The following is a 7,666-nucleotide window of genomic DNA, read 5'->3' as shown; positions in this document are numbered from 1 at the left end:
ACACCGCGTTCGGCTGCGAGACGGCGGCCGCGGCACAGGGCTGGCCTTCCGGGCGCTGGCGCACGACCGGCTGCTGCTCGTCGCCGCCGCCGCGCCGGCCGACGCGGCGCGCGAGACGCTGGACACGGTGCTGGCCGACGCCCGCTGGCGCCAGGCGCTGTCGGCGCTGCCGGGCGTCGAGCCGCTGCCCGCCACCGAGGCCGCGGACTCCTAGATCGCGCCGCCCCAGCGCAGCGCCAGCAGCGCACTGCGCGGCGCGCCGGTCTCGAAGAAGCGGCCGTTGGCGTCGTTGACGATCAGGCTGCCGGCGTGGTCGCGGTCGAAGACGTTGTCCACGCGGACCAGCAGCTCCAGCCGCTGGCCGTCGGCCACCGCCAGCGTGTGGCTCCAGCGCAGCGCCGCCAGCGCGTGGCCGGCGGCGAAATCGCTGTTGCGGTCGTTGGCCGCGGTGCGGCCGGCGGCACGCCATTCGACGCCCCACTCGCCGAGTGCCGCGCTGCGCCAGGACGCCTCGGCGAAGGCGCTGGCGCGCCGGGTGCCGGCGATGCGCTGGCCCGCCGGCACCGTGGTGTCCGGCGCCGGGCACGGGATGCCCGAGCAGCTGCGGAAGTCGTCGCGGTAGCGGGCGTCCAGCAGCGTCAGCGCCCCGCGCGTGCGCCAGGCCGGCGCCGGGCGCCAGCCGGCAGCCAGCTCGGCACCGCGGCGCAGCGTGCGGCCGACGTTCTGGTACGAGGCGCGGCCGCCGGCGTTGCTGGCGATGCCGATCTCGTCGTCGACCCGGGTCTCGAACAGCGCGACATCCAGATCCAGCGTGTCGCCGGCGCGCCACTTGGCGCCGAGCTCGAGCTGGCGGCTCTTCTGCGGCTGCAGCGCCGCGTTGAAGCCGCTGGTGCCGTCGGGCCGGTAGGCCAGCTCGCCCAGCGTCGGCGCCTCGAAGCCGCGCGCCGCCGAGGCGTGCAGGTTCAGCCCCGGCGCCGCCTGCCAGCGCAGGCCCAGCACCGGGTTGGCATAGCCGAAGGACAGGTTGCCCGAGTCGTCGCCGTTGCTCAGGTAGCGGTCGTCGGCAGAGAGTGTGACGCGGCCGGCGCGCAGGCCGGCGCTGGCCACCCAGCGCGACGCGAAACGCCATTCGGCCTGGGTGAAGAGGTCGCGCGTGCGGGCGCGGTCGATCTCGTCGCGCCGCAGGTCGCCGATCACGCCGTAGACCGGGTTGCCGGCGCCGTCGAGCAGGTAGTTCTCGTGGCCGCGGCGGTCGTCGCGCTGGTCCTCGATCGCGGCGCCGGCCAGCAGGTCGACGGCCTCCCAGGCCCAGCGCCACTGCGCCTGGGCGCCGCGGTAGTCGCGGTCGACATCGGCGACACCACCGCCGTGGCGCGGGTTGTCCTGCGTCGTCCTGGAGATCGCCAGCCATTGCGTGACGCTGCGCTGTCCGGCATAGGCGCTGGCCTCGAACTCGCGCAGCGCGCCGTCGGCGAAGCGGTGGCGCCAGTTCACCCCCAGCTGGTCCTGCGTCGAGCGCTTGCGGGTGTCGTAGGTCAGCGCTTCGGGGGCGGTCTGGCGCGGGTCGGCGTCGAAGTCCGCCCGCTTCAGCCCCAGCGGGTCGTCGGCCGGCTGTTCGTAGTGGCCGGCGCTGGCGATCACGGTGTCGGTTGCACCGCGCCAGCCGACACGCAGGCTGGCCAGCCGGCGTTCGGCTTCGCCGTGCGGGCGGTAACCCTGCCAGTCCATCGCCGAGCCTGCGGCGCGGATCTCCCAGCCGCCGGCCAGCGGCGTCTGCACCGCGGCGCGCCACTGGCGCAAGCCATCGCTGCCCAGGTCCAGCCCGGCCTCGGCCTCGGCGCGACGCACCGGCGCGCTGAACACCGAGATCACGCCGCCCGAGCTGTTGCCGTAGAGCGCCGAGAACGGGCCGCGCAGCACCTCGATGCGTTCGGCGCCGGCCAGGTCGATGTGCGAGACCTGGCCCTGGCCGTCGGGGCCGCTGGCCGGGATGCCGTCGGCCAGCAGGCGCAGGCCGCGCACGCCGAAACCGGCCCGCGCGCCGAAGCCGCGCGAGCTGATCTGCAGGTCCTGGGCATAGTTGCCGCGGTTGGCGACCACCAGCCCGGGCACCCGCGTCATCACCTCGCTGAGGTTGATCATCGGCCCGGCCCGGCGCAGGTCTTCGGTGCCGACGACGCCGATCGCGTACGGCGCGTCGAAAGCCAGGCGCTCGGCGACCGAGCCGGTGACGACGATGGTCTCGGTCTGCGCCGCCAGCGGCCCGCAGGCCAGGCCGGCCAGCGCCGCCAGCAGCGGGGCGAGCACCGGACGCGGCCGGCGGCAGCCGGCGCGGGGACGGGACGGACGGAAGGGGCGGCGGCTGGCGAGGGCCATGGGCACGGCGGGGCGGGAGGCGGCGTTGGCGGTGATCGTGTATCGCACCCCGGAATACCCGCTGCGGATCAGGCCGCGGCGCGGTAGATCAGCACCGCATTCACCGCGTAGACCACCAGCAGCCCGAGGCTGACCCCGCTGAACAGGCCCAGCACCCGCTGCCGCGGCCGCAGCACCAGGCCGACGATGACCAGGCCGGTCATCGCCAGCGCCGCCGCGGCGGTGCCCGCATGCGCCGGCGCCGCGTCGGCCAGCAGCGGGCCGCGCGTGTAGGCCAGGTCGTCGACGGCCAGGATCAGCACGTTGAACAGGTTGCTGCCCAGCAGGTTGCCGACCGCCATGTCCAGCGCGCCCAGGCGCAGCGCCGACACCGTGACCGCCATCTCCGGCAGCGTGGTCACCAGCGCCATGAACACCGTGCCGACGAAACCGTGCGACAGGCCGAGCGCGCCGGACAGCCCGTCGGCCACCTCGGGCAGCCAGGTGCCCGCCGCCAGCACCACCGCCGCGGCAGCACCGAAGCGCCGCCATTCGTGCCGCACGGCGGCCGCAGGCGGGCGCGGCGCGGGCGCCGGCCCGGTGGGCCGCGTGTGTTCGTGCACGAACACGCTGCGCAGCGCGAGCAGGTACAGCGCCAGCAGCACCGGGCTGTACAGGCCCACGCCGAGCAGCTGCGGTGCCGCGGCGCCGCCGACCAGGCTCATCGCCGCGAAGCCGAGCATCAGCACGCCGAAACCTGCCGACAGCAGGTGCGTGCCGCCGGCGCGCCGGTACAGCGGCTCGCCGCGCTGCAGCAGGTCGACCACGGCCAGGAACACGAGGTTGACGACGCAGGCGCCGAGCGCGTTGCCGACCGCCAGGTCGGGCTCGCCGACCAGCGCCACCGCGCTGACGCCCGAGGCCAGCTCGGGCAGCGAGGTCACGGTGGCCAGCAGCGCCAGGCCCACCCAGCCGCGGCCCCAGCCGTAGGCTTCGGCCAGCGTGTCGGCGCTGCGGCTGAGCACGAAGCCGGCGCCGGCGATCGCCGCGGCGCAGAGCACGAACTGGATCGACAGCCAGGCCAGGCTCATCGCCGCCCCCCGCGCGCACGCAGCTTGCGCGCCTCCTCGGCCCACAGCACCAGGCTGGCCAGCGCCACCAGCGGCAGCAGCGAGGCCGGGGGCAGCGGCACGGTGTGGAACAGCGCGTTCATCGGCGGCAGGTAGAGCACCGCGGCCTGCAGCGCCACGCTCAGCGACAGGCCGCCGACCAGCCAGCGGTTGCGCAGCAGGCGCGCCCCCAGCGCCGAGGCCGTGGCCGACTGGCAGTTCAGCACGTTGAACCACTGGCACATCGCCAGCACGGTGAAGGTCTCGGTGCGCACCAGGTCCTCGGGCACGCCCTGGGACAGCCGCCAGGCGAACCAGCCAAAGGTCACCGCGGCGATCATCGGCGTCATCAGCGCCACGCGACGCAGCAGCGCGGTGCCCAGCAGCCGGTCGTCGCGCGACACCGGGCGGCGCCGCATCTCGTCGCCGTCGGGCGGGTCCATCACCAGGTTCACCGTCACCGTGCCTTCGGTGACGATGTTGATCCAGAGGATCTGCACCGCCGCCAGCGGCAGCGGGAAGCCGCCCAGCAGCGCCAGCAGCAGCACCAGGACCTCGGCCATCGAGGTCGCCAGCAGGTACAGGATGACCTTCTTCAGGTTGCCGTAGACCACCCGCCCCTGCTGCACCGCGCCGACGATGGTGGCGAAGTTGTCGTCGGTGACGACAATCTTGGCCGCGCTCTTGGCGACCTCGGTGCCGGTGATGCCCATGGCCACGCCGACGTCGGCACGCGCCAGCGCCGGCGCGTCGTTGACGCCGTCGCCGGTCATCGCGACGACCTCGCCGCGCGCCTGCAGCGCCTCGACGATGCGCAGCTTCTGCGCCGGCTGCACGCGTGCGAAGACGGCGATCGACGGCAGCGCCTCGCGCAGCTCGGCCTCGCCCATGCGCTCGAGTTCGGGGCCGTCGACGGCACGGCAGGCGCCGCGGCCGTCGCCGTCGTCGGCGATGCCCAGCGCGCGCGCGATCGCCAGCCCGGTGAGCTTGTGGTCGCCGGTCACCATCACCGGGCGGATGCCGGCGCGGCGGCATTCGGCCACCGCCTGCCGGACTTCCTCGCGCGGCGGGTCGATCTGGCCGGCCAGGCCGAGCAGGCGCACGCGCCCGGCCAGCGCGTCGAAGCCGGCCGCGGCGTCGAGCGTGTCGTCGTCGACGCTGCCGAAGGCCAGCACGCGCAGCGCGCGCGTGGCCATGGCTTCGGCCTGGGCGCGCGCGGCCGCCAGCGTCGCCGCGTCCTCGCCGTGGGCCAGGCGCAGCAGGGCCTCGGGCGCGCCCTTGAGCAGCACGCGGCGCGGCGCGCCACCCAGGCGGTGGCGCGTGGCCATCAGCTTGGTGTCGGAGTCGAACGGCAGCTCGGCCTCGCGCGGCGCGTCGCGGCGCAGCGTGGCGGGGTCGGCACCCGCCTTGGCGGCCAGCACCAGCAGCGCGCCTTCGGTCGGGTCGCCGAGCACCGTCCAGGCGGCGTCGCCGGCCGGCGGCTGCAGCTCGGCGTCGTTGCACAGCACCGCCGCGGCGAGCAGCCCGGCCAGCGCCGGGTCCCGGGCGTCGACGGGCCGGCCCTGCTCCAGCAGCCGGCCTTCGGGTGCGTAGCCGATGCCGCCGACGGCGATCTCGCGCGGCGTGCCGTCGCCGGGCAGCCAGAGCTCGACCACGGTCATCTCGTTGCGGGTCAGCGTGCCGGTCTTGTCGCTGCAGATCACCGTCGTCGAGCCCAGCGTCTCGACCGCCGACAGCCGCCGGATGATGGCGCCGCGCTCGGCCATGCGCTGCATGCCCACCGCCAGCGCGATCGTCATCGCCACCGGCAGGCCCTCGGGCACCATCGAGACCATCTGGCTGATCGCCACCATCAGCACCTCGGGCAGCGGCAGCGCGCGCCACAGCCCGAGCAGCACGACGAGCACGAACAGCCCGAGCGCCGCGGCCACCAGCGCCCGGCCGAACTGCTCCAGGCGCAGCTCCAGCGGCGTCTTGGGCTCCTCGGCACGTTCGGTCAGGCCGGCGATGCGGCCGACCTCGGTGTGCACGCCGGTGGCCACGACGACGGCGCGGGCACGGCCGCCGGTGACGTGGGTGCCCGAATAGACCATGTCGTGCCGGTCGGCGAGGCCGGTGACCTCGGGCAGCGGGGTCACCGACTTGGACACCGGGACCGACTCGCCGGTCAGCGCCGCCTCGGCGACCTGCAGCTGCACCTGCTCGACGAGGCGGGCGTCGGCGGCCACGGCGTCGCCGGCGGCCAGCAGCATCAGGTCGCCCGGCACCAGCTCGCGCGCCTCGACGACCCGCTCGGCACCGTCGCGCAGCACGCGCACGTGCAGCCCCGACAGCCGGCGCAGCGCCGCCATCGAGCGCTCGGCGCGGCCCTCCTGGAAGCTGCCGATCAGCGCGTTGACGACGACGACGGCCAGGATGACACCGGCGTCACCGTGGTGGCCCAGCGCCACGGCCAGCACCGCGGCGGCGAACAGGATGTAGATCAGCGGGCTCTTGAACTGGCGCAGCAGGCCCAGCCAGGCCGGCCGCGGCGGCGCTTCAGGCAGCGCGTTCGGGCCGTGCTCGGCCAGCCGGCGCGCCGCGGCGGCGCCGTCCAGGCCGCGCTGCGGGTCGGTGCCGCAGCGGCGCAGGGCTTCGTCGGCGTCCAGCGCGTGCCAGTCGGTGACGGCGCAGGTGCGCTCGGGGGGTCGAGGGCGGCACGTCGGGGCCTTTCGTCTCGATGCCGGGTGTGTTCGATTCTGCGCAGGGTCCTGGCCCGACGGCAGCGGGGGTTTTGCAACCGCTGCGCGACGTCAAGCGAGACGCCGGCCGCGAGCCGGCGGGGGAACTTCCCGCCCCGGCGCGGCTCCGTGGCAAGGGATGGTCAGGCCACGGGGGCGTGGCGGCCGCCGCGAAGGAGCACTCGATGACGACCCACGACTCACGGCCGCCTCGAACCGCGGCAGCCCACGCGCTCGCCGTGATGGTCGCGGCCAACGGCCGCGCCGACCCGCGTGAACTGCAGGCCCTGGAGGATCTGCAGGCTTTCGGCCGCCTCGGCGTGCCGCGGACCCGTTTCGAGGCCCTGGTGCACGAATGCCTGCACGAGGTCGGCAGCGGGCTGGCCGGCAGCTCCTGGCTGCACGCACGCGACCAGGCCTACGTCGACCGCCTGCTCGACGCCGTCGCCGACCCGCAGGAGCGGCTGCTGGTCTGTCGCCTGGCCGCCGCCGCGCTGACCGCCGACGGCCAGGTCTCCTGGGACGAGCGGCTGGTCTTCGACCACGCGCTGGCCCGCTGGCACGTCAGCCGCGCGATGCTGACCCAGGCCATCCTGCACGACGGCACCCCCGCCGCCGGACGCCACGCCCGCCCGCTCGTCGCGCACCCGGCCACCGGCTGAATGGCGGCGCTGCAAAAGGCAAGACCTGACCCCCGCTCAGATCGCGCAGGAGCGGAAGCCGCAGAACATCGTGTCCGCCTCGGCGGGCGCGAAGCGCCGGGCCTTGGGGTGGGCCTGGCGCAGCCGGGTCATCCAGGACGCGCCGCGCAGCACGGCGGCGGGGCGCGCGGGCAGCGGGTCCAGAGCCGACGCGCCGGCGGCATGGCCGGGCCAGGGCCGGGCGCTGCCGGCCACCCACTCGAAGACCTCGCCCCAGGCGAAACCGCGGCCGGCCGCCTGCTGCGCGGCGCACTCCCACTCGGCTTCGGTCGGCAAGCGCCGGCCGGCCCAGCGGCACCAGGCCTCGGCTTCGTGGCGGCTGAGATGCAGCGCCGCCTGGGCGGGCGCGGCGCGGCGCAGCTCGCCGTGGCGCTGCACCAGCACGCCGCCGCGCAGCTGCTCGACGTGGCGCGGCGCGCGCCGGCCCTCGGCCTGCAGCCAGGCCCAGCCGGCGGGGCTCCAGCACTCGCGCCGGTCGTAGCCGCCGTCTTCGGCGAACTCGGCATACGCCGCCCACGACACCGGCCGGGCGTCGATCTCGAACGCCGGCAGCGCCACCTCGTGCGCCCAGCGTTCGTTCTCGGGCACCGCGCCGCCGGGCCGCGACCCCAGCATCCAGCGCTGCGCCGGCAGCCGCAGCGGCTCGCGCGCGGCCAGCGCCGGCGGTTCGCGCCAGGGCAAGGGCGGCTCGCCGCCGGCATGCAGCTGCAGCGCCGCGGCGCGTTCGGCCAGCGCCTCGCCGAGCCGGTCCTCGTGGCGCAGCGCACAGCGGAAGACGTGC

At 75.7% G+C, this 7,666-nt stretch carries 6 protein-coding genes; 2 read left to right on the top strand and 4 right to left on the bottom strand.

Annotation, left to right across the window (positions count from 1 at the left end; genetic code table 11):
- Positions 1–214, top strand: a 214-nt coding sequence (locus RBXJA2T_RS20330) for a hypothetical protein (protein ID WP_009856428.1), incomplete at its 5' end; no start/stop codon positions are given.
- On the opposite strand, the gene RBXJA2T_RS05935 is transcribed toward RBXJA2T_RS20330, so the two are convergent.
- The 3 genes from RBXJA2T_RS05935 to RBXJA2T_RS05925 all read right to left on the bottom strand — a co-directional run bounded on the left by RBXJA2T_RS05935 (position 211) and on the right by RBXJA2T_RS05925 (position 6,112).
- Positions 211–2,307: a TonB-dependent receptor family protein gene (locus RBXJA2T_RS05935; protein ID WP_009856427.1), complete on the bottom strand. Its 2,097-nt coding sequence runs from the start codon at positions 2,305–2,307 to the stop codon at positions 211–213. The two genes, RBXJA2T_RS20330 and RBXJA2T_RS05935, sit on opposite strands and share 4 nt — an antisense overlap.
- A gap of 137 nt (positions 2,308–2,444) precedes the next feature.
- Positions 2,445–3,446 carry a sodium:calcium antiporter gene (locus RBXJA2T_RS05930; RefSeq protein ID WP_009856426.1) on the bottom strand — a complete coding sequence of 334 codons (1,002 nt, stop codon included), beginning with the start codon at positions 3,444–3,446 and terminating at the stop codon, positions 2,445–2,447.
- Entirely contained in the window at positions 3,443–6,112 is a 2,670-nt protein-coding gene (locus RBXJA2T_RS05925) for a cation-translocating P-type ATPase (RefSeq protein ID WP_050801742.1), read from the bottom strand. The genes RBXJA2T_RS05930 and RBXJA2T_RS05925 overlap by 4 nt, the downstream gene beginning before the upstream one ends.
- Before the next feature lie 257 nt (positions 6,113–6,369).
- Between RBXJA2T_RS05925 and RBXJA2T_RS05920 the strand changes: the two genes are divergently transcribed.
- Positions 6,370–6,846 (top strand): hypothetical protein, encoded by a 477-nt coding sequence (locus tag RBXJA2T_RS05920; protein ID WP_206026590.1) that lies wholly within the window; start codon positions 6,370–6,372, stop codon positions 6,844–6,846.
- A 36-nt stretch (positions 6,847–6,882) separates the two neighbouring features.
- On the opposite strand, the gene RBXJA2T_RS05915 is transcribed toward RBXJA2T_RS05920, so the two are convergent.
- On the bottom strand, positions 6,883–7,666 hold a 784-nt coding region (locus RBXJA2T_RS05915; RefSeq protein ID WP_009856423.1), incomplete at its 5' end, for an SUMF1/EgtB/PvdO family nonheme iron enzyme.

Source organism: Rubrivivax benzoatilyticus JA2 = ATCC BAA-35 (genome assembly GCF_000190375.1).
In the GTDB taxonomy this organism is placed as follows: domain Bacteria; phylum Pseudomonadota; class Gammaproteobacteria; order Burkholderiales; family Burkholderiaceae_C; genus Rubrivivax; species Rubrivivax benzoatilyticus.
The sequence above is the reverse complement of the archived record's forward strand: the minus strand, read 5'-3'. Positions and strand labels throughout refer to the sequence as shown.